Below are 20,081 nucleotides of genomic sequence, written 5' to 3'. Positions count from 1 at the left end.
GCAATCAGCCTCCACCTCTTTCATGCCCGTCCTACTGACAGACTCAGTTGCCAGTCTTAAATGCCCGACTTGAGATGTTTGTCGCCGTAACCGACACGGGCGCACCGTTGCTGCTCTGGCCGTAGAACTCCAGATCCAGGTTGCTGGATGCCCCGGCCAGGGTTCTCTTGACTTCCGAGACCAGATCTCCAGCGAAGTTGAGACTTGGCCCACCGATGGGAAGACCGTTGGCAGGCTGAACTTCGGGACGCTGTTTCAAGTCGGGCGTGTACTGCTGACAGGACTGATACCGGGGCAGGGTGGTCTCGCGTTCGGGGCAGGTATAGCCGGAAGGAACATAGATGTCGAGCTTGTTGATGTCGCCGGATGTCGCTCGTTCCTGACCGTTGTAGTTGTAACGCGTGATCCGCCAGCCCGTGATATAGACGGCGTCCGATCCGGGACGGGTCATGAAGGTGAAATTGACGGCCCCAGGCTCAGTGGTGGTGAACTCTTCTTTCGCGGGGGTGACCTTTCCTGTGTCGTCCACTGTTTCCGGCGTAAAGGTGCGGTTCACGGTCACGGTAGATTCAGCGTCGGCGGCAGAGACACCGATGGACACCTTGCCGCCGGAGACCTGTCCGGGTGCGCTGCCGCAGGCACTCAAGGTCAATCCAGCCAGCAGCAAAAGGGCGTAGTTCTTCATGCGGGGTCCTCCGGGACGGGTGAATCTTTCAGGTGGGGATTGAGGGTGTAAAAGGCCAGCCGTTTCATACCGGCCAGAAAATCGACGTTCTCGACGATTACACCACGCCATTCATCACCATTTTCTTGCTGAAAGTTTCCGTCAACGGAGCGTTGGTCTGTGGCCCGTCCCTCCGGCGGACGCGGCCCGATCACCACCGGGGCAAAATTCAGAATGCCGCGCACCCCGGCGTCCACCAGCGCCTGAGCGGCGTCCTGGGCGCGCTCGGGCGGCACGGCCAGAAAGCCCATATCCACCTTGTTGCCGCGCACGAAGTCCCGCAATTCATCGATGTGGCGCACGGTCAGGTCGCGGACCTGCCGCCCCACCAGCTCCGGGCTGACATCGAACAGGCCCACGTACTGAAACTGATAATCGCTGGCCCCTGGATAGTTGGCGATGGCCTGGCCCAGCCGCCCTACCCCCACGATCACCACGTTCCAGGTCTGGTTGAGGCCCAGCACGCGCATCAGCTCGCGCTTCAGAATCGGGACGGTGTAGCCCATGCCGCGCGTGCCGAAGCGCCCGAAATAGGCCAGATCCTTGCGCACCTGAAAAGCGCTGACCCCGGCGCGTTCGGCCAGATCGGTGCTGCTGGTGCGGCTGATGTCCTGGCCCTCCAGTTGTTCCAGGATGCGCAGGTAGGTCACCAGGCGGCTGATGGCGGCAGTGGGAACCTCGGCCATCAGCGCACCCGGAAGTGGTCCAGATCGTTGTCGTCCAGCCGCTTCTCGGTCCGGGTCAGCGCGTCGCCGGTGTAGGGGCCGACGGCCACCGTCACCTTGCGGCCTTCCGGGGCATTGACGGTGGGCACGTAGCCCAGATCGCGCAGTTCATCCACCAGTTTCTGCGCGCTCTCCACGCGGTCAAAAGCCCCCACCTGAAGGTAGATCGGACCAGCGGGTGCGGCGGGCGCAGCCGTCTGGGCGCTGCTGGCCGGAGCCGGGGCGGGGCTGGCAGCGGGAGCGGGAGCGTCGCTGGAACTGCCAGAGCTGCTCTCAGAGGTGCTGGGGGCGCTGCTTGCCCCGGCGCGCGGTGGGTATAGCAGCGCCCCCGGATAGGCCCGCTGAATGTCGCCCAGGGCCTGACGGGCGCTGGCCTCGTCGGCGAAGGGGCCGACCTGCGCCACCACCTGAGCGCCCAGGTCAATCGGGTAGACCCGGTAGCCCAGCGAACTGACCGGGGCGGTGCGGCTCTGGGCCGTGCCCACGCTGCCAAAGGTGCCCAGGCTGATGCGGTAGTCGCTGCGCAGCGGCGTGCGGCTCTCGCTGGTGGCGACGGCTCCGCCGCTGCGGGGCGTGACGGTGGCGGCAGGCGTCTCGGCGGGAGGCGTGTTGGTGGGCGTCTCGGTGATCTGGGCCTGAGGGGTTGGCGTGTCTGGCGTCTGTGTTTCAGAGTTCTGTGTTTCAGGGTTCAGGGTTTCGGAAGTCTGTGCTTCGGAGGTCTGGGTCTCGGAAGTCGGGGTTTCAGCCGTTGGGGTCTGGCCGGTCTGGGTGTCCGTCCCGTTTGCCGTGTCCGGCGCGGTGGCCGCAGCATTGGTGGGCGCGGCGGGAATGATCGGGGCCTCTGTACCGGCGTCGGCGGACGGCGTGTCCGTGTCCGCTGGCATGGTGGTATCCGTATTCACGCTGCCCGTGTCGGTGTCGGAGGGTGGGGTGGTATCCGCTGCCGGAGGCGTGATGGTGGTGGTTTCCGTGGTCGTAGCGGTGGTGTCCTGCGCCGTGCCCGGCGCGGTGGGAATGCCGGAATTGGCCGGTGCCGTGGTAGTGGTCGTGGTGGTGGCGGTCTTGCGCTGGCCCAGCAGCAGCGCGGCGAACCCGCCCAGCAGCAGCAGCACCAGCACCCCGATCAGAATATCGGGCCAGCGGCGGGTGGCGGCGGGCTTACTCACGGCGTCCTCCCAGCCGTCAGCCTCGCCCGGCGCCCAGGACGCGGCGGTGTGATGTCTTCATTCTCCCGTGGGAGACCTTGTTCTGTCGTGTTTGCCCGCATACAACCCCCTTGAACCCCTCTCAATAAATGCAGCAGCGACCCGGTCACCGTGACGGTCTGCCCCGAAGTGCGGCGGCCCAATTCCGAATGCCGTGCCTCAGCTTACAAAAAAAGCGTGTGGGTAAGGCCCGAGGGACCCATGGACCGCACTTTAATCTAGGCCGTGTGCAGAGGATGGGGTGCAGAACAGCAGACAGCGGTGGGAGGGGTTGCCCTGATCCCGCCCGCCGCCGCTGGTCTTTAACTTCAGTTCTTTGACTTTAACGCGTCCTTCGCCTTGCTGCTGCCCAGATTGGCGGCGGTTTTCAGGGAAATCCGGGCCTGATCGTCCTGCCGCTGGGATTTCTGCGCCAGCCCCAGCATGTACCACGCGTCGGCGGCCTTGGGGTCCTCGGTGACCAGGCTGCGCAGCACGGCCTCGGCCTCGGGGTAGCGGGCACTCGCCAGCAGGGCCGAGGCCAGATTCAGCCGCGCGGTGGGGGTGGGATTCAGACGCATGCTGTCGGCCAGGGCGTTGACCGCTGCCGGGTAATTCTGCTGGGCATAGTAGCTCAGGCCCAGCCACAGCGCGGTATCGGCGTCGGGGCGGCGCTTGTGGCTTGCCTTGAGGGCGATGACCGCGTCCAGCAGGCGATTCTGACGGTAGGCGGCGACGCCCCGCACGTACAGCGCACGCGCCGAGGTGGCTGTATCGGGTTTGAGCTTCAGCGCCAGCGCGGTGTCTGCGGCGGCCTCGTCGAAGCGGCCCAGGGTCAGGCGTACCCCGGCCAGGGCGGTGCGGTACACCGCATTGTCGGGAGCCAGCCGCACGGCGCTCAGGTACGCGGTCAGCGCGCCGGACCGGTCACTGCGCAGTGCCCGCAACTCGCCCTCGCGTGCAAGGGCCGTGGCGTTGTACTTATCGGCCTTTACGGCTGCGCTGGCCGCCAGCACCGCCGCGCGGGTGTCGCCCCCCGCCGCCAGGATATCGGCCTTGCGGAGCAGCAGCGCCGAGCGTTCGCTGGCCTTTTTGACGCGCCCCACGGCGGCGTCCAGTTCCCGCACCGCCCGGTCAGGCATCCTCTGGCCCATATAGATGTCCGAGAGCAGCAGCGCGGCGTCCATGCGGGTGCCGTCGGCCTGGAGCAGGGCGTACAGGCCGGGCAGTGCCTCGGCCCCCTGACCGGACAGCGTGCGGGCCTGGGCCAATCGGTAGGCGGCGTCCAGATCCGTGGGGACCAGCGCCGTAATCCGGGTCAGGGTGGCGCTCAGGGCCATGAAGTCGGCCATGCGGGTCTGCTCGGCGGCCAGCGCTTCGAGCACCTGCCGCTGGGCGGTGGCGGTGGCCCTGCCCGTCATCAGCGTGGCGGCCTGTCCGTATAGTTGCAGCGCCCCCGCGTGATTGCCGCCCCGGCCCGCGATCACGCCCAGGTTGTACGGACCCTCGTAGCGGTCCGGGGCCAGCGCCACGAACTGCCTGAGTTCAAAAGCAGCGCCCTTGTCGTCGCCCAGCGCCAGCAGCGCCAGCGCCAGCCCGAAATGGGGTTCGGGACTGCCGTAATTCTGCGCCACCAGCGCCTCGAAGCTTTTGCGCGCCTGGGAATAGCTCCTGGCATCGTAGGCGGCCTGGGCTTTCTCCAGACCCGCCTGTTGCGCCGGGGTCAGGGGCGTGACGGGTGCGGCAGGTGTGGCTGGAGCGGGCGCTGTGGGTGCCGGAGCCGGAGCGCTCTGGGCGAGATTGGTCTGCGGGTTGTTCTGAGCCGCCGTGGGCAGCGTCGGAAGTTTTGGAATGGTCGTTGCCGAGTTCAGGGTGTTCTGAATGCCGACGGATGTGACGGTCTCCACCATGGTCTGGGCCGAACTGCCGCCAGCGAGTCCTAGCAGCAAACCGATCAGCACGGCGCGTGTGTATTGCTTCACCTGAAAGCCTCCTGATACGGATTCCGGTCATTCAGTTCTCTTTTGGGACAGCACCAAAAGCCAACACCATTCTGGAATCCGTACTTTTCCTTCTCCCGTTGGTCGGGTTTCGCAGTTATTTCATAACTGTTCAACCGGAATCGGTATGAGAACCTATAAATCGGTTTGAGCGTAGCATTCACATATTTTCAGAACCCTTACTGGAGTGGAGCTGGCCGGGGGCCGTCGGATGCCCTGGTCCCCGCAGCGTGCTACAGCGCCGCGCCCGCGCTTCCCAGCGCATGGCCACTGACTGCGCCGGGCCGCTTGAGGGCCAGTTGCCCGCAGGCCGCCCCTGCATCCTTGCCACGCGAACGGCGCACGCTGACATCCATCCCGCGCGCCTCCAGCGTGTCGTAAAACGCCTGGATACCCGCCTCAGAGGTGCTCTGAAAGCTGCTGCCGTCCCAGGGGTTCATGGGAATCAGATTCACATGGCTGACCAGCCCGCGCAGCAGCTCGGCCAGTAACTCGGCCTGCCACACCGCGTCGTTGACGCCGCGCAGCATGGTGTATTCAAACGTGATGCGCCGCCCGGTCACGCCCTGATATTCGCGCGCCGCCGCGATGATCTCGCTGATCGAGTTAGCCGCCCCGGTGGGAATGATGCGCTGGCGGGTTTCCTCATCGGGCGCGTGCAGGCTGATCGCCAGCTTGAGGCCCAGATCGTCCTCGGCGGCCAGCCGCGTAATCCCTTTGGCGATGCCCACGGTGGACAGCGTGATGCGGCGCTTGCTCATGCCCAGCGCCTGCGGGTGCAGCAGGATGCGCGCCGCCGCCATGGTGTGGCCGTAATTGAGCATCGCCTCGCCCATGCCCATGAACACCAGATTTCGCAGCTCGCGGGGGGCCAGGCCCTCGCCCCCGGCCACCGCCAGCACCTGCCCCACGATCTCGCCGGGGGTCAGGTTGCGCCCGAAGCCCATCGCCCCCGTCGCGCAAAACGAACACCGGGCCGGGCAGCCCACCATCGTGGAGACGCAGACCGTCTTGCGGTCCAGATACGGCATGTACACCGCCTCCATCTGCCGCCCGTCTTGCAGGGTGAATAGGTATTTGACGCTGCCATCATTGCTGCGAACCGTCTCGATCTCGCGGAAGGGGTTGAGGTGGTACTTCCCGGCCAGTTCCGCCCGCACCTCGGACGGCAGGTTGCTCATGCCGTCAAAGGTTCCCACTCCCTGCACGTAAACCCACTCCAGCAGTTGGGTGCGCCGCCAGTTGTCCAGGGGGTAGGCGTCGGGGTGAAGGTCGAGAAGGAGCTGCATCCCCGCAGTCTAGAGGGTTGATGCGCGGGGCAACGTGACGCTGGGCTGTTCAGGCCAGAGGTACGGCGGCCCCGCCCACCCAGACCTCTTCGCCGCCCTCCACTTGCCCAAACTGCACGCTCAGCCGCGCGGGTTGCCCCGGCATGCGTTGGGAGGCGCGCAGCAGGTTGGTGTCGGCGGGCAGGCGGCCCCAAGCGCCCAGTACACCCACCGCGCAGGCCAGCATGTTGCTGCTGGCGGCGTCTTCCAGAAAGCCCTTGAGAGGCCCGAACGCCCGGAAACTCAGATCGGCCCGGCCCGGCCCCCCCGCCGTCAGGAGAATCAGCCCCGTGGTTCCCGTCGCCCGGTTGACGGCTGAAATCGCCTCTGCGTGGGGTGTAAAGGCGTCCAACGTGTTCAGATCAGAAACCTCTACCACCAGATTGGGCCGTCCCAGACTGGAACTCCAGCACGGCTCAGCGCCCAGACCGATGGAGGAGAGGTTGGCCGCAATCTCCTTCACCTCCGGCACGCCCTGACGCAGCAGCCACTCGCCGCCGCACAGTTGGGCGGGCAGGGTTTCATCGCCCATCTGGACCTCGGCCACGTCCAGCAAGTTGGGGCGCAGGTGTGTGAGGGCCGCCAGCGCCGCGCTGTCCGAACTGCCCTTCTCCTTGACCGGCGTGAAGACCCGTAAAGCCACTTCGGACAGGCTGGAGAACTCCACGAATACGCTCAGAGGTGCGCCTGCTCCGGCTGCCCTGGCCTGCAAATTGCCCTCCACATCGGGAAAGACGGTGACGAGCTTGCCACCCTCGCCTTTATCGGAGAGGACGCGGTAGATAGAAACGGTCATTGCCTCATTCTGCCGCTGCTCAAGCACTCACCCACTTCCTCAGCAAATCCTCCAGGTGCGCGTCGTCCAGATCGTCGTTCTCGGCCAGCGCCTTGATGTGGTCCGTCACCCTCCGCAGGGCGTCCTCGCCGTAGTGCAGGCCCAGTTCACGGGCCTTGTAGGCAATCGCGTGCTTGCCGGTCACCTTGCTGGCGGCCTGAATGCGGCGGCCCACGCCAAAGGCTCCAGGGGGAATGGCCTCGTATGCGCCGGGGTTCAGGTAGATGGCCTTGAGGTGCATCCCGGCCTTGTGGTTGTAGGCGAATTCGCCGGTCAGGTAGTTGTTCCAGGGAATCGGCAGGCCCACCATGCGGGCGATCATGTTGTCCAGTTCGGGCAGCAGTTCCAGGTTGTACTTGTCCACCAGCCCCTGCGGATCGAAGGTGAACATCCTGGCCAGAAAGCCCCCCAGCGGCGTGATGCCGTTGCGCTCGCCGATGCCCAGGATGGTGGTGTCGATGTGGGTGGCCCCCGCCTCGATGGCCTCGTAGGCGTTGCTCACGGCGCATCCGGTGTCGTTGTGGCCGTGGAACTCGATGCCGCAGCCCTCGTGGATAACGTTCCGCACTTCCCGCACCAGGGCGTAAACCTGCCGGGGTGTCGCCACGCCCACCGTATCCGCCAGCCCGACGCGGTGAACGCCCAGATCCGAGACGGCCTTATACACCGCCATCAGGTCCGCCTCCTCGCTGCGGAAGGTGTCCTCGGCGGAGAAGCGCAGCTCCAGCTCCGGGTGGTTGTGCTTGATCCAGCCGATCACCTTCTGCGCCGATTCGATGATCTGGCCGATGTTCTTGCCGTGACTGAATTCACGCAGAAAGCTGGAGGTGCCGAACAGTAGGTCCAGACCGTCCACGCCGGTCTCCACTGCCCGTTGCACGTCCTCCATGTGGCAGCGCACATGCGTCAGCAGTTTGGCGTTCAGGTTCAGATCGGCCAGCTTGCGGATGTCGCTGGCCGTCCGGGCGCTGACCATCGGCGTGGTCAGTTCGATGTACTCGGCCCCGAAGGCGTCCAGCGCGCGGGCCACCTCGATCTTGTCGTCACTTTTAAAGTTGCCGCGCGCAAACTGCTCACCCTCCCGCAGGGTGGAATCGATAATCGCCCACGAGCGGGCGGGGATGGGCGGAACAGGAGACTGGGCGGGTGTGGGGCTGGATTGGGTCATGGGAGCCTCTCGTGCAGCCATTCTGCTCATCCTCCTGATGAATGTCAAGAATATCTGTCTAATACTTTTCAAACGTAAACATCTGGAGTGATCAGGGGCGGATGCCTTGTTTGCTGGAGGGTGCCGGGCAGAGCGGGGAGTCTGGGAGGCAAATCAGCCTGAGACTGTTGCCTCATTGCCTGAAACCTCTGCCGCAGACCTCAGAGGGACAGCGGGCTGCGCCGCCACAGCCGATCAATCCTGGATTGAAGTCTCCCAGGTGAGGCGTGCAGAACAGCACGGAAGAGGTGTTCGCAGCAGGCACTGTTGCCGGGCCTTCCCCGGACCCTGATCCGCTCAGGCCGGATGCAGGCCCGCGAATTCCAGCCCCGTCGTCTCTTCCCAGCCCTGCGCGATGTTCAGCGACTGGATGGCGTGGCCCGCCGTGCCCTTGACCAGATTGTCGATGGCGCTCATGAGGACCACGCGCCCGGTGTCCTGGTCCATCTCGAAGCCGATGTCACAGTAGTTGGTGCCGTCCAGCAGCATGGGATCGGGGTAGCGGTGAATGCCTTTGGCTACCTTGACGATGCGGATGAACGGCTCTGCGGCGTAGACCTCGCGGTAGGCGCTCCACACGTCGCGGTCACTGTAGCCGTCGGGAATCCACGCCTGCGCGGTGGTCAGGATGCCCCGCACGCGGGGGGTGCTGATGGCGGTCAGGTGCAGCGGAAAGTGGCCGGGGAGTTCCTGCTGCGCCTCGGCGGTGTGGCGGTGGCCGACGGGCTTGTACACCCGCAGGCTGCCCGCCCGCTCCGGGTGGTGTGAGGATTCCGACGGGCTGGCCCCCGCCGCGCTGCTGCCCACCAGTCCGGTGGCGATGATGTCCCTGGGCAGCAACACGCCTAATTTGAGCAGCGGGTACAGCGCCAGAATCACCGAGGTGGCAAAGCAGCCCGCGCAGGCGATGCGGGTCGCGCCGCGCAGCTCTTCGCGGTGAATCTCGGGATTGCCGTACACCCATTCCCCCAGCTTTTCAGGCGCAGGGTGGGGTTCGCCGTAGACCTTCTGGTACACCTCCGGGTCCTTGAGGCGGAAATCGGCGGACAGATCGATCAGGATTTTCGCCTTGCCCTCGAACTCGGCCAGCCGTTTGGCCGCCGAGTTGTGCGGCAGGGCCAGCACGATCACGTCGGCTTCCTCCAGCTCGGCCAGCTTGCGGAATTTCAGGCCACAGCGCCCGCGCAGGTTGGGATGCACCAGGCTGACGGGCGTTCCGGCGCTGCGCTCGCTGGTCACCTGCGTGACCTTCAAATGGGAATGCCCCAGCGCCAGCCGCAGGAATTCGCCGCCCGCGTACCCGCTTCCGCCCACGATGGCGACTGATAGTTGTTCCGAAGTTTGGGCGCTCATATGCCGCCCACTCTGCCGGAAAACGGGGAGGTGAATTGGAAAGTGGCTAGGGGAGGCGGCTGGGCTGAGGCACTGGGCTGAGGAACGGGCTGAGGCACTCTATCCAGCGCTCACGCCAGTGCCAGCAGCAGCCACCCGCACACCAGGACGCCGCGCAGCAGCCAGACCACGGTTCTCACCCAGTTCGTCGCGACCAGACGCGCGTGCCACACTGCATCGAAGCCTGCGGTCAGGCGGCCATGCATGGGCGATTGGACTACGGCAGTCGAGACCCAGATCAGGGCGATCAGCCCCAGCCCCAGTCCGGCGGAGGCCGCCGACACAGAGATTGGGGGGCGCAGGACCAGGGCGGCTCCCGTGGCCAGCTCGGCCAGCATCAGGGGCGCGACGAGCCAGGTGATACGTGTGATGTGTTCTCGCTGGTACGCCGCGTACCCACCCGCACCCACGCGGGAGAACAGGGGATAGTGGACGAACTGGATGGTGAGGATCAGACCACCCAGAACCCAGGTCAGTGCGGCGTGAATGACAAGGAGCATGGGCCGAGTGTGACACTGGACCGGACCCTAACGTGCCGGATCACGCTGATCCTCTGGGCAAAAGAAGTTGACTGCGATCCCATGATCTTTGCTGGAGAAGCCCCGCCTCGTCCGGTATGGAGGAGGCGGGGCAGGCAGCAGTGAGGCTTACGCCTTGACGGGTCTGGCTCCACTCTGGCGTTTCCTGTTCCATTCCTCGACGTACACCACCAGCGGGGCGACGATGTAGACGCTGCTGTAGGTGCCGATGATGATGCCCACCAGCAGCGCCAGGCTGAAGTCGCGCAGCACCGGGCCGCCAAAGACCAGCAGGCTGGCCAGCGGCAGCATGGTACTCACCGAGGTCATGATGGTGCGCGACAGCGTCTGGTTGATGCTGACGTTGACGATCTCGCGGAAGCTTTTGCCGCGCATCTCGCGGATGTTCTCGCGAATCCGGTCCGAGACGATGATCGAGTCGTTCAGCGAATACCCGATCAAGGTCAGCAGCGCCGCCACGCTGGCGATGCCGAATTCCAGCCCCAGCAGCGAGTAGATGCCCATCACAATCGCCACGTCGTGCAGCACGGCGATGATGCTGCCCAGGCCCATGATGAAGTCGAAGCGGAAACCCACGTACACCAAGATCAATCCCAGGCCCAGCAGCACGGCGTAGATGGTCTTCTGGGTCAGCTCCTGGCCCACGGTGGGGCCGACGGTCTCGGTGGCCTGGACCTCGCCGCCGGGCAGTCTGGTCAGGGCCGCGCCCAGGGTTTGCGCCTCGGCAGAGGTTAGTTCCGGCACCTTGACGTTGTACTGCGCGCCCGCCTGCGTGGGGTTCACGTCGCGCTGGATGGCCGCGCTCTGGGCGTTGACCTTCGCCACACCCGCCGCCGCCGCCGCCGCCCGCACCTGCTCGGTGGTGGTGCCAGCGCCGGTTCGCAGCGTCAGCGTGGTGCCGCTGGTGAAGTCCACGCCGTAATTCAGGCCCTTGGTGGCCAGCACGCCGCCGCCGATGATGGCCAGCAGCACGCTGGCGCTGGTGATATACGGCGCGGCTTTCATAAAGTCGATGCGGGTGTTCTTGATCCAGTGCGGCGCACTCAGGTTGGGGCGGCGCTGGCCCAGCCAACTGATGAGCCACCTGGCGAAGACCAGGTTGGAGAAGGTCGCGGCAATCACGCCGATCATCAGCGTCACCGCGAAGCCCTTGACCGGCCCGGTGGAGTAGTTGTACAGCGCGATGGCGGCCAGCAGGTGCGAGGCGTTCACGTCCAGAATGGCGGCGGTGGAGTGCCTGTAGCCGGTCTCGATGGCATTCCTGATGCCCTTGCCCCGGTACAGCTCCTCCTTGATGCGCTCGAACGAGATCACGTTGCCGTCCACGGCGGCTCCAATGGTCAGCACCAGACCGGCGATCCCCGGCAGCGTCAGCGTGGCCCCGAAGCCCGCCAGCATCCCCAGAATCAGAACGCTGGAGAACAGCAGGCCCAGCGCGCCCACCAGCCCGAACCACAGCCCGTAGTACAGGAACAGCATCACGAACACCAGTCCGATGCCCACCAGCGCGGCAATCGCGCCGCTGCGGATGGCGTCCGCTCCCAGGGTTGGCCCGATGGCGCGTTCGGCCTCGGTCTTGATCTTGATGGGCAGCGCGCCAGACTTGAGGACCAGCGCGAGCTGATTGGCTTCCTCCGGCGTGAATGAGCCGCTGATCTGGATGTCGCGGAACAGGCGCTGGTTGATGGTCGCTACGCTCTGAATCTGGTCATCGAGCACCACGGCCATCAGCTTGCCCACGTTCTTGCCGGTGAAGTCGCCAAAGGTCTGTGCGCCCTTGTCGGTGGTCTGGAAGTTGACCACCCACTGCCCGGTCTGAGGATTGGTGCCGGAGGTGGCATTTTCCACCGTTTCCCCGGTGGCGAGAACCGGGCCGAGCTGCGTTAGCGCGTAACCACCCGAACCGGGTTTGCTGGTGCGAACTGTCGGGTCAGGCTGTGCGCCGTCCTTCACCACGCGGAATTCCAGCTTGGCGGTCTGCTGGATGATGGCGCGGGCGCGCTGCTGGACGGCGGGCGTGGCACCTGGAATTTCCACCACCACGCGCTTGCCCCCGGCCACCGTCACGGTGGGTTCGGCCACACCCAGAGCATTGACGCGGTTCTCGATCACGGTTTTTACGCGGTCCAGCTCGTCCTTGGTGGCCGTGCCGGATTCGGGGGCCAGCTCGATGCGCAGGCCGCCCTTGAGGTCCAGCCCCAGCGTAACGAACTGGAATTTATCGTCCCAGATGCTGCCCAGGCTGTTGGGGTGTTCCCAGGGCCGCCAGATGTAGGCCAGACTGCCCAGCAGGGTGATGAGCAGCAGCAGCGGAATCCAGGGACTGGAGCGGCTGGAACTGGGCGCAGACTTGCGCCGGGGCGGTGGGCGGCGGTCATTGCCTCCCGGGTTCTTGTTTCGGTTGTTGCCGTAGGTCACGGTGGAACTCCTGTGGAATTGCGGGAGAGGGGCGCGGGTGACGCCCCACTGCCCTGGCCCTCGCATGCGGGAGAGGGGGAGAAAAATCAGAGGCGAGTGGTTCTCTGTCAGCTATGCCTCAGCCGCCGTCTGTCTGTCGCCGCCCCAGCACATTCAGGTCGCTCAGCGGCGCGGGTTGCGTCCAGCTCCAGTGGGCATCCCGGCCTACCTGTCTTGCCCGCAAGACCCGGAACGGTTCGGCGGGCGGCGGGGTCAGCACCGGCGCGCCCGGCCCCGGCTGCGGCATGGCCCGGAGTTCGGGCAGCGGCGGGGCCACGTTGCTGGCGCTGAGGCGCGTTCCTGTCTCCGGCGGATGGACCGGTGCGCCCAGCACCACCGCCAGCACCGACAGCAGGGTCAGCACGCCGGGCCACGCGCTCAGGCGGGAGACCCAGGAGGGGAGGGGGGCGGGGGAGGGACGCAAAGCGCCGCAGCATACCAAGCCCGGACTGACGGGGGGATGACGGCCCACACCTTCCAGCCATACTGTCCCGCCCGTCTTCGCGATGTCTTCACGCGCTGTGGGCGGTTTCTTGATGGCCTGCTGAGAGGCTACGCGCAGGGTCAGAAAGCGTTTCTGGCCCGCAACCTTCAAGGAGAACCCAGCATGAGTCAATTCAAGACCATCTTCCGTAAGACGCCTTTAATCGTCCTGGCCGCCCTGCCGCTGAGCGTGGGCGCGGTGCTGGCCCAGCAGAGCAGCTCGGTCACCGTCGACGCCACCGCGCAAGCCCAGCAGACCCAGGCTCAACGTGTTCAGCCCACGCCACCGGGGCAGCGGAATCAGAAACAGGGTGGGACGGGAACGCAGACCGCCCCCCGCGCTCAAAGCGGCACCAATTACGCAGACATCTACTTGCAGAAGCTGGCTGCTGGCCTGGGCATCAGCCTGGACAAGCTCAAGGCCGCCGCGCTGGCTGCCGGGAACGCCACCATCGATCAGGGCGTCAAGAGCGGTGATCTTGCCGCCAACCGCGCCGCCGACATGAAAACCCGCCTGAGGGACAACCCCTTCGCCTTGATGGGTGGCCGGGGCATGGGAGGGCCAGACGGCGGCCCCGGCGGGCGCGGCATGCGCGGCCCCGGCGGGCGCGACGGTGGACCGCGTGGAGGTGTGGACCGTCCGGATGGACCCCAGGGACAGGGCAGTGACGGCACGGTGGACCCGAACGCGGTGGAAGGCGGGAGCTGACACCTGGCCGCTGAACAGGCCATCCGGACTTTGTTTGTAACGCGCTCAAACCGGGACAGCGCATTCCCCGTCCACTCCCTGCCCGGAACCCGTTGTTCTCCTGCGTGCTGTCTTGTCCAGGGCAGCGCCCATGAGGACGTTTGGACGCCCGCTCGGGTGTCCAGGTGTTCACGACACCTCTCAGTCGGAGTCCGAATCGGTCAGGCCTGCAAGGTGCGTCCTTGCGGGCCTGTTGCCTTTGATCTGTCACCGGCTCCCCTGATCTCGCGGCGTCCCCATGAATCCAACCGGCCCGGCGGCGCGTATCCTTGGGTGGAAGCCCATGACGGATGAACTGACGCTGATGCTGCGGCTGCGCCACGGCGACGAGGGCGCGCTGGCCGAGCTGTATGCCCGGCTGGGAGGGCATGTCCACGCCCTGGCCTGGCGGCTGCTGGGAGACCGCGAGGAGGCACAGGAGGTGCTACAGGACACGTTTGAGCGCCTTTTCCGGCGCGCCCACCAGTACCGGCCCGAACTGGGATCACCGCGCGCCTTTGTGTACACGGTGGCCCGCAACGAGGCCCTCAGCCGCCTGCGGGCGCGGGGGGCGCGGCCCGTGCTGGAGGGGAGCGAGGCCCTGCTGGGCGAGGTGCCATCTGCCAGCTCGGGACCGGAGCTGGACACCCGCATGGTGGTTCAGGGCGCGCTGGTTCGGCTGTCGGCCCACGATCAGGCCCTGATCCACGATTCGTTCTTTCTGGGCCTCAGCCACGGCGAGATTGCTGCGGCCCACGCCCTGCCACTGGGCACGGTCAAGACGCGGGTGCGCCGCGCCCTGGCGAGAATGCGCCGTACCCTGGAGGGATCGTGACTACCCCGCACCCCGACGTGAATGTGCTGCGGGCCTACGCGGTGGGCGATCTGGGTAGCCCGGCGCAGGCCCAGGCCGAGGCCCATCTGCTGGGCTGTGCGGCGTGCCGGGCGCAGGTGGTGGTGTGGCGGGACGAACTCGCGGCCCAGGTCGAGGCGCTGCCACCGGCGGGCAAGTTGCCGCCGCTGCGCCGCACGCTCCGGCTGCCTCCGCAGTCCGCCCCGGGGCATGCCCCTGGAAAGAGGCCACGTTCCTTGCGCCCGTCCGCCTTTGCCCTGCCTGCCATTCTCGCGCTGCTGGGGGCGGGGGCCATCGGCTGGGGCGGCTGGCAGCAGGCCCAGGCCAATGCCCTGCGCGCCGAGCAGCGTCAGGTGGCAGGCTGGCTGGCGCAGCCGGGGGTTGCGGTGCTGGGCCTGCGCGCCAAGGACCGCCCCGCTGCCGGACACCTGCTGCTGTTGCCCAGCCGCGAGGTGCTGTTCGTGTTGCCCCCGCCCGCGCCCGGCAAGGTCTATCAGGTCTGGGTGGCCTCCAACTGGACGCGTGGCGATCCCCTGACGCCCAGCACCCGCAGCGCCCACGGCGTCCTGGCCGCCAGCGTGGGCGGCGGCGATTATGTCTGCGTCAGCCTGGAGGACGCGGGACGCGACATGACCGGGCAGACCAAACCGACGTTGATTCTGGGCTGGGCCAGCCTCTGAGTTGAATAAGTTGAAAAGTGGGCTGAGGTTGAATCCAAACAGGCATCCGCCGCGTTTCTGGGAGTGGAGGCTCCCCATGACCCAGACCAAGACTGTCCGCACCGCCGCCCTTGCCCTGTTTGTCTGCTCGGCCCTTGCCAACGCCGCCACCCCGCAACTGGACCTGCGCCAGGACGCCAGGCTGGGCAGCATCCTGACCGGCGACAAGGGCATGACCCTGTACCTGTACACCAAAGACGAGCCGGGAGTGACCAACTGCTACGAGCAGTGTGCCGTCGCCTGGCCCCCGCTGCTGGCCGACGCGCTGCCCAAACTGCCCGCCGGAATGCCCGGTAAAGTCACGCTGGTCAAGCGTAAGGACGGCGCGCAACAGGTGGCCTACAACGGCTGGCCGCTGTATTACTGGGTGCGGGACCAGAAGGCGGGCGATACCACCGGGCAGGACGTGGGCAAGGTCTGGTACGCGGTCAATCCCGCCCCCACCGTCAGCACTTCCAAGGGGGGCGAGCTGGGGGACTACCTGGTTGCGCCAAATGGCATGACCCTGTATCTGTTCACCAAGGACGAGAAGGGGGTCAGCACCTGTTACGACGGGTGCGCCGCCGCCTGGCCGCCGCTGCTGAGCGCCTACCTGAGTGCCGAGAAGGGCAGCAAGCTGGGGACCACGGCCCGTAAGGACGGTGCGCTTCAGGTTACCTATGATGGGCAACCGCTGTATTTCTGGGCCAAGGACCGCAAACCCGGCGACACCACCGGGCAGAACGTGGGCAAGGTCTGGTTTGTGGTCAAACCCTGAACCAGAGCTAAAAAGAGAGGGGGGCCACTCCAAACCGGAGCGGCCCCCCTCAATTGTTGATGCCCTGGCTTATGTTGATGCCCTGGCTTACGCCTGCGCCACTTCCACCATCTCGCTGGCCTCGATGATGTCGCCGACCTCCGCGCCGTCCCAGTCCAGGTTGATGCCGCATTCGTAGCCGGTCTGGACCTCGCGCACGTCGTCCTTGAGGCGCTTGAGGCCCACCAGCGTGCCCTCATAGACGGTTTCCTTGCCGCGCGTGACCTTGGCCCTGGCGTTGCGCTTGAGGCTGCCGTCGGTGACATACGATCCGGCGATGTTGCCGAAGCGCGGGTGCTTGATCACCATGCGGACTTCCGCGCGGCCCAGGTACTGTTCCTCGAACACGGGTTCCACGTTGCCCTTAATCAGACGGTCCACCTCGTCGATCAGTTCGTAGATGATGCGGAAGGACTTGATGTCCACGCCCTTGTTCTCGGCGATCTTGGTGACGCCGCTGGGGGCCGTGACGCTGAAGCACAGGATGGTGGCCTCGGCGGTGCCGGCCAGCAGCACATCCCCCTCGGTGGGTGAGCCGATGCCCGCGAGCATCACATTGAGCTTGACGTCCTCGGACTCCTTGCGGGCCAGGATGCCCTGGATGGCCTCCACGCTGCCCTGGGTGTCGGCGCGCAGGATCAGGTTGACGGTGCGCACGGTGCTCAGTGGCCCCATCATCTCTTCCAGGGTCAGCTTGCGCAGCACCTGCGCGCCCTCGGCGTCGCGGCGGTCACTGGCGCGCGAGGCGATCAGGTCACGCGCGGCGTGTTCGTTCCTGGCGCTGCTGACCTTCTCGCCGCTGGTGGGCACTTCACTGAAGCCCAGAATCTGCACCGGGGTGCTGGGACCCGCTTCCTTGATGCGCCCGCCCGCGCTGTCCATCATGGCCTTGATCTTGCCGTAGTTCTCGCCCACCACCAGGAAATCGCCGACGTGCAACGTGCCTTCCTGAACCATCACGGTGGCCAGGACGCCAGACTGCTTGTCCACCTTGCCCTCGATGACCACGCCCGAGAATTCACCCTTGGGATCGGCGCGCAGGTCTTCCAGCTCGGCGTTCAGGCTGATGTATTCCAGCAGGTCCTCGACGCCCTCGCCGGTCTTGGCACTCACCGGCACCACGATCAGGTCGCCGCCGTACTCTTCCGGCACCAGGTTGAGCTGCGTCAAGTCGGTCTTGACCTTATCCGGGTTGGCCTGCGGCAGATCCATCTTGTTGATGGCGATGATCATCGGCACCTTGGCGGCCTGCGCGTGCGCGATGGCCTCACGGGTCTGGGGCATCAGTGAGTCATCGGCGGCGATCACGATGATGGCGATGTCGGCGACGTTGGCTCCGCGCGCCCGGATGGTGGTGAACGCCTCGTGGCCGGGCGTGTCGATAAACACGATCTTGCCCTTGGAGGTCTGCGCCTCGAAGGCCCCGACATGCTGCGTGATCCCGCCCGCTTCCTTGGCCGCCACCTTGGTCTTGCGGATGTAGTCCAGCAAAGAGGTTTTGCCGTGATCGACGTGGCCCATAATGGTCACGACCGGGGCGCGGTTGGGCGCATCGGCCTTGGAAGTTTCGGGAGCGACATCATCGCGGGTCTGGGTGGCCGTTGCGGAGGCTGAGGTTTGGGCCGCAGGTTGGGCGGCTCCGCCAGCAGCGGCAGGCTGAGACGCTTGGGGAGCCGCCGCCTGCTTCGGAGTATCCTGAGCTTCAGCGGACGCGGCGGCCTGAGCTTCCCCGGCCCCGCTGCCTTCCTCGGCCACGATCTGCTTGATCAATTCAACCGTGTCTTCCTCGATGGTGCTGCTGACGCTCTTGTACGAGACGCCCAGCCCGTCGAGGATTTCCAGCATCCTGGCGTTTTCCAGATTAAGCTCTTTGGCCAGCGTGTAAATTCGGACTTTAGACATGACTCACCTCCGGTGAGACCCGCGCATCTGGCGCGGAATGGTGCTGCTGTGGTGCTTCTTGGCGGTCCTGAAGTTGCGCCGCGATCCCGGCGGCCTGGGCGCGAAAGGCCCGCCGCAGCCGCTTTTCCTGCCAGCATTCGGGGGAATCCGCGCAGACATACGCGCCCCGTCCGACTCTGCTTCCGGCCCGCATGTCCCACTTGCCGTCCAGCCGCGTTACTCTCAAAAACTCGCTTTGAGGGCGTTTGCGGCGGCAAGCCACGCAGGTGCGTTCTGGCACATGCTTAACGGGGGTTGGCAGGGCGGCAGTCAAGGCTTACTGCTCCCCGATGTCCTCGGGCGTGGCGACGGCCACCGACTTGCTGTCCTTGAACAGCGCGTCGAAGGCGGACTGCGCGCCGTCGCCTTCGCGGCCTTCCTGCTCGTCCTGCAAGGCCTGCTGCATGGCGGCGTCCAGATCATTGATGGCGGCAGTCTCGCGCAGGTCGATCTTGAAGCCGGTCAGCTTGGCCGCCAGCCGCACGTTCTGTCCGCCCTTGCCGATAGCGAGCGAGAGCTGATCGGGGGTAACGGTGACGGTGGCTTCCTGACGGTCCGGCAGCACCTCGATCAATCCCACCTTGGCCGGAGACAGCGCGTTGCGGATGAAGTCGCGCAGGTTGGCGTCCCACAGGATCACGTCCACACGCTCGCGGCCCAGTTCGCCGGTCACGGCCTGGATGCGGTTGCCCCGGTGACCGATGCACGCGCCGATGGGGTCCACGTTGGAGTTGTGGGAAAACACCGCCACCTTGGAACGCTGCCCGGCCTCGCGCGAGATCGCCTTGACCTCCACGATGCCGTTGGCGACTTCGGGAATTTCCTGGCGCAGCAGGTAGTCCAGCAGGCGTTCGTCGGCGCGGCTTGCCAGAATGGTTGGCCCCTTGGGCGTCTTGCGGACTTCCTTGAGGTAGATCTTGACGCGGTTGCCGGGGGTCAGCTTCTCGCCGGGAATCTGCTCACGGGGGGGCAGGATCGCCTCGCCCGCGCCCAGTTCCACGAACCAGTTGCCCTTGTTGTCGCTGCGGACCACCTGCGCGGTCAGCACCTGGCCCTCGCGGTCCTTGTACTCATTGAAGACCACGTTGCGCTCGGTCTCGCGCATTTTCTGCGTCAGCGTCTGCTTGGCGGCCTGGAGGGCAATGCGGGAAAACTTCTCGCGGTCCACCGGGAACTCCATCTCCATGCCCAATTCCACGCCGGAATCCAGCTCCAGCGCGTCGGCCAGCGAGATCTGCATGTGCTCGTCCTCGATCACCTCCACCACCTCGCGCACCACCAGCACTTCCAGCTCGCCGCTGGCCGGGTCCAGGTGGACCTCGATGCGCTTATCGGGTTCCACGTTGCGGGTGTAGGCCTGCGCTAGAGACTCCTCGAAAGCCTGGATCAGCGCCAGTTCGTTGATGTTGCGGGCCTGCGCGACTTCACGCAGCGCGTCGGCGAAATTGAATTCTGGTTGGGTCATCTCACTCTTCCTTTTTTTGGATTGTGGAGGCGGTCAAGCTTCAACGGTGACGGTCCGGGAACTCGGCCAGATTGGCGGTGAAGCTTCCGGCGCGCAGGGTCACGTCGTCGCCGTTCACGTCGAAGGTCACGTCCTCGCCGTCCACGGCCTTGATCGGGGCGATGAACGCCTGGCCGTCGCCGCGCACGCGGGTTTTGAGGCCCACCATGCGCTCGAAATGCCGGGCGCGCAGCAGCGGACGCTTGGCCCCCGGCGACTCGAATTCTAGGCGGTACTCACCTGTAATCGGGTCCACGCGGTCAAACTCGGCCTCGGCGGCGCGGCTGGCCCCGGTGATGTCCGCCATTGTCACGGGCTGCTCGTCCAGGCGGTCGATCCGCACCAGCACGATCAATTCCCCGCCCGCATGCTGAAGCTGCACTTCCAGCACCTCGAAGCCCAGCGGCTGAACGCTCTGCTGCGCGATGGCCTGAAGCCGGGCGATCTGCCCGTTTGCGTTGTTGGCCGTCTGGCCCTCTGAGTTGTCGGTTTCGTTGTTATTCGCGTTGTTATTCATATTGTCGGGGCCTCTCACACGAGAAACCCACCGGACCACCCCCTCCACGAAAAAAGGTGGGCGTACCGCACCCACCCCTCTATTTCGAGGAATTTCAAGAGGAGTATAGCCGATGCGCCGGTTTGGGCGGCGAGGGGAGTCACAAAGTCG

The 20,081-nt window shown here is 65.8% G+C and carries 19 protein-coding genes; 4 read left to right on the top strand and 15 right to left on the bottom strand.

Features of this window, described 5'->3' with window-relative positions:
- Positions 1–43: 43 nt before the first annotated feature.
- The 11 genes from Q322_RS0103150 to Q322_RS20550 all read right to left on the bottom strand — a co-directional run bounded on the left by Q322_RS0103150 (position 44) and on the right by Q322_RS20550 (position 12,815).
- Entirely contained in the window at positions 44–685 is a 642-nt protein-coding gene (locus Q322_RS0103150; protein ID WP_029475854.1) for a hypothetical protein, read from the bottom strand.
- Entirely contained in the window at positions 682–1,410 is a 729-nt protein-coding gene (locus Q322_RS0103145; protein ID WP_029475852.1) for a redox-sensing transcriptional repressor Rex, read from the bottom strand. The genes Q322_RS0103150 and Q322_RS0103145 overlap by 4 nt, the downstream gene beginning before the upstream one ends.
- Positions 1,410–2,615, bottom strand: a complete 1,206-nt coding sequence (locus tag Q322_RS0103140; RefSeq protein WP_029475850.1) for an SPOR domain-containing protein — start codon at positions 2,613–2,615, stop codon at positions 1,410–1,412. Before Q322_RS0103140 ends, Q322_RS0103145 begins: the two co-directional genes overlap by 1 nt.
- Before the next feature lie 347 nt (positions 2,616–2,962).
- Positions 2,963–4,615 (bottom strand): tetratricopeptide repeat protein, encoded by a 1,653-nt coding sequence (locus tag Q322_RS0103135; protein ID WP_034417424.1) that lies wholly within the window; start codon positions 4,613–4,615, stop codon positions 2,963–2,965.
- 251 nt (positions 4,616–4,866) lie between these two features.
- A complete protein-coding gene (rlmN, locus tag Q322_RS0103130) occupies positions 4,867–5,922 on the bottom strand; it encodes a dual-specificity RNA methyltransferase RlmN (RefSeq protein WP_029475848.1) in 1,056 nt (351 codons plus the stop codon).
- Between the two features lie 49 nt (positions 5,923–5,971).
- Positions 5,972–6,757: a PhzF family phenazine biosynthesis protein gene (locus Q322_RS0103125; RefSeq protein ID WP_029475846.1), complete on the bottom strand. Its 786-nt coding sequence runs from the start codon at positions 6,755–6,757 to the stop codon at positions 5,972–5,974.
- A gap of 19 nt (positions 6,758–6,776) precedes the next feature.
- A complete protein-coding gene (gene lysS / locus Q322_RS0103120; protein ID WP_051668072.1) occupies positions 6,777–7,964 on the bottom strand; it encodes a homocitrate synthase in 1,188 nt (395 codons plus the stop codon).
- Positions 7,965–8,300: 336 nt separating this feature from the next.
- Positions 8,301–9,356 carry an N-acetyl-gamma-glutamyl-phosphate reductase gene (gene argC / locus Q322_RS0103115; RefSeq protein WP_029475842.1) on the bottom strand — a complete coding sequence of 352 codons (1,056 nt, stop codon included), beginning with the start codon at positions 9,354–9,356 and terminating at the stop codon, positions 8,301–8,303.
- Between the two features lie 110 nt (positions 9,357–9,466).
- Complete coding sequence (locus tag Q322_RS0103110) at positions 9,467–9,895, bottom strand: hypothetical protein (RefSeq protein ID WP_029475840.1); 429 nt, start codon at positions 9,893–9,895, stop codon at positions 9,467–9,469.
- A gap of 147 nt (positions 9,896–10,042) precedes the next feature.
- Positions 10,043–12,352 (bottom strand): protein translocase subunit SecD, encoded by a 2,310-nt coding sequence (gene secD / locus Q322_RS0103105; RefSeq protein WP_029475838.1) that lies wholly within the window; start codon positions 12,350–12,352, stop codon positions 10,043–10,045.
- A 118-nt stretch (positions 12,353–12,470) separates the two neighbouring features.
- Positions 12,471–12,815, bottom strand: a complete 345-nt coding sequence (locus Q322_RS20550) for a hypothetical protein (protein WP_245593117.1) — start codon at positions 12,813–12,815, stop codon at positions 12,471–12,473.
- A 183-nt stretch (positions 12,816–12,998) separates the two neighbouring features.
- On the opposite strand from Q322_RS20550, the gene Q322_RS0103095 reads away from it, so the two are divergent.
- The 4 genes from Q322_RS0103095 (at position 12,999) to Q322_RS0103075 (ending at position 15,930) form a co-directional block, all read left to right on the top strand.
- Complete coding sequence (locus Q322_RS0103095; RefSeq protein WP_156952854.1) at positions 12,999–13,583, top strand: hypothetical protein; 585 nt, start codon at positions 12,999–13,001, stop codon at positions 13,581–13,583.
- 322 nt (positions 13,584–13,905) lie between these two features.
- Entirely contained in the window at positions 13,906–14,436 is a 531-nt protein-coding gene (locus Q322_RS0103090) for an RNA polymerase sigma factor (protein WP_029475831.1), read from the top strand.
- Complete coding sequence (locus Q322_RS0103085; protein ID WP_051668068.1) at positions 14,433–15,134, top strand: hypothetical protein; 702 nt, start codon at positions 14,433–14,435, stop codon at positions 15,132–15,134. Before Q322_RS0103090 ends, Q322_RS0103085 begins: the two co-directional genes overlap by 4 nt.
- A 76-nt stretch (positions 15,135–15,210) precedes the next feature.
- Positions 15,211–15,930 (top strand): hypothetical protein, encoded by a 720-nt coding sequence (locus tag Q322_RS0103075; RefSeq protein ID WP_051668066.1) that lies wholly within the window; start codon positions 15,211–15,213, stop codon positions 15,928–15,930.
- Positions 15,931–16,017: 87 nt separating this feature from the next.
- Here the strand turns inward: Q322_RS0103075 and infB are convergent, their stop codons facing one another.
- From infB to rimP, 4 genes are read right to left on the bottom strand one after another with little or no spacing between them, the layout of a single operon-like run.
- A complete protein-coding gene (gene infB, locus Q322_RS0103070) occupies positions 16,018–17,871 on the bottom strand; it encodes a translation initiation factor IF-2 (RefSeq protein WP_029475827.1) in 1,854 nt (617 codons plus the stop codon).
- Positions 17,864–18,133 carry a DUF448 domain-containing protein gene (locus tag Q322_RS22160; RefSeq protein ID WP_245593120.1) on the bottom strand — a complete coding sequence of 90 codons (270 nt, stop codon included), beginning with the start codon at positions 18,131–18,133 and terminating at the stop codon, positions 17,864–17,866. The genes infB and Q322_RS22160 overlap by 8 nt, the downstream gene beginning before the upstream one ends.
- A gap of 54 nt (positions 18,134–18,187) precedes the next feature.
- Positions 18,188–19,375 (bottom strand): transcription termination factor NusA, encoded by a 1,188-nt coding sequence (nusA, locus tag Q322_RS0103065; RefSeq protein ID WP_029475825.1) that lies wholly within the window; start codon positions 19,373–19,375, stop codon positions 18,188–18,190.
- A gap of 40 nt (positions 19,376–19,415) precedes the next feature.
- Positions 19,416–19,931, bottom strand: coding sequence for a ribosome maturation factor RimP (gene rimP, locus Q322_RS0103060; protein ID WP_084147754.1), 516 nt, complete (start codon positions 19,929–19,931; stop codon positions 19,416–19,418).
- Positions 19,932–20,081 lie beyond the last annotated feature (150 nt).

The organism is Deinococcus frigens DSM 12807 (assembly GCF_000701425.1).
Lineage (GTDB): Bacteria > Deinococcota > Deinococci > Deinococcales > Deinococcaceae > Deinococcus > Deinococcus frigens.
The sequence above is the reverse complement of the archived record's forward strand: the minus strand, read 5'-3'. Positions and strand labels throughout refer to the sequence as shown.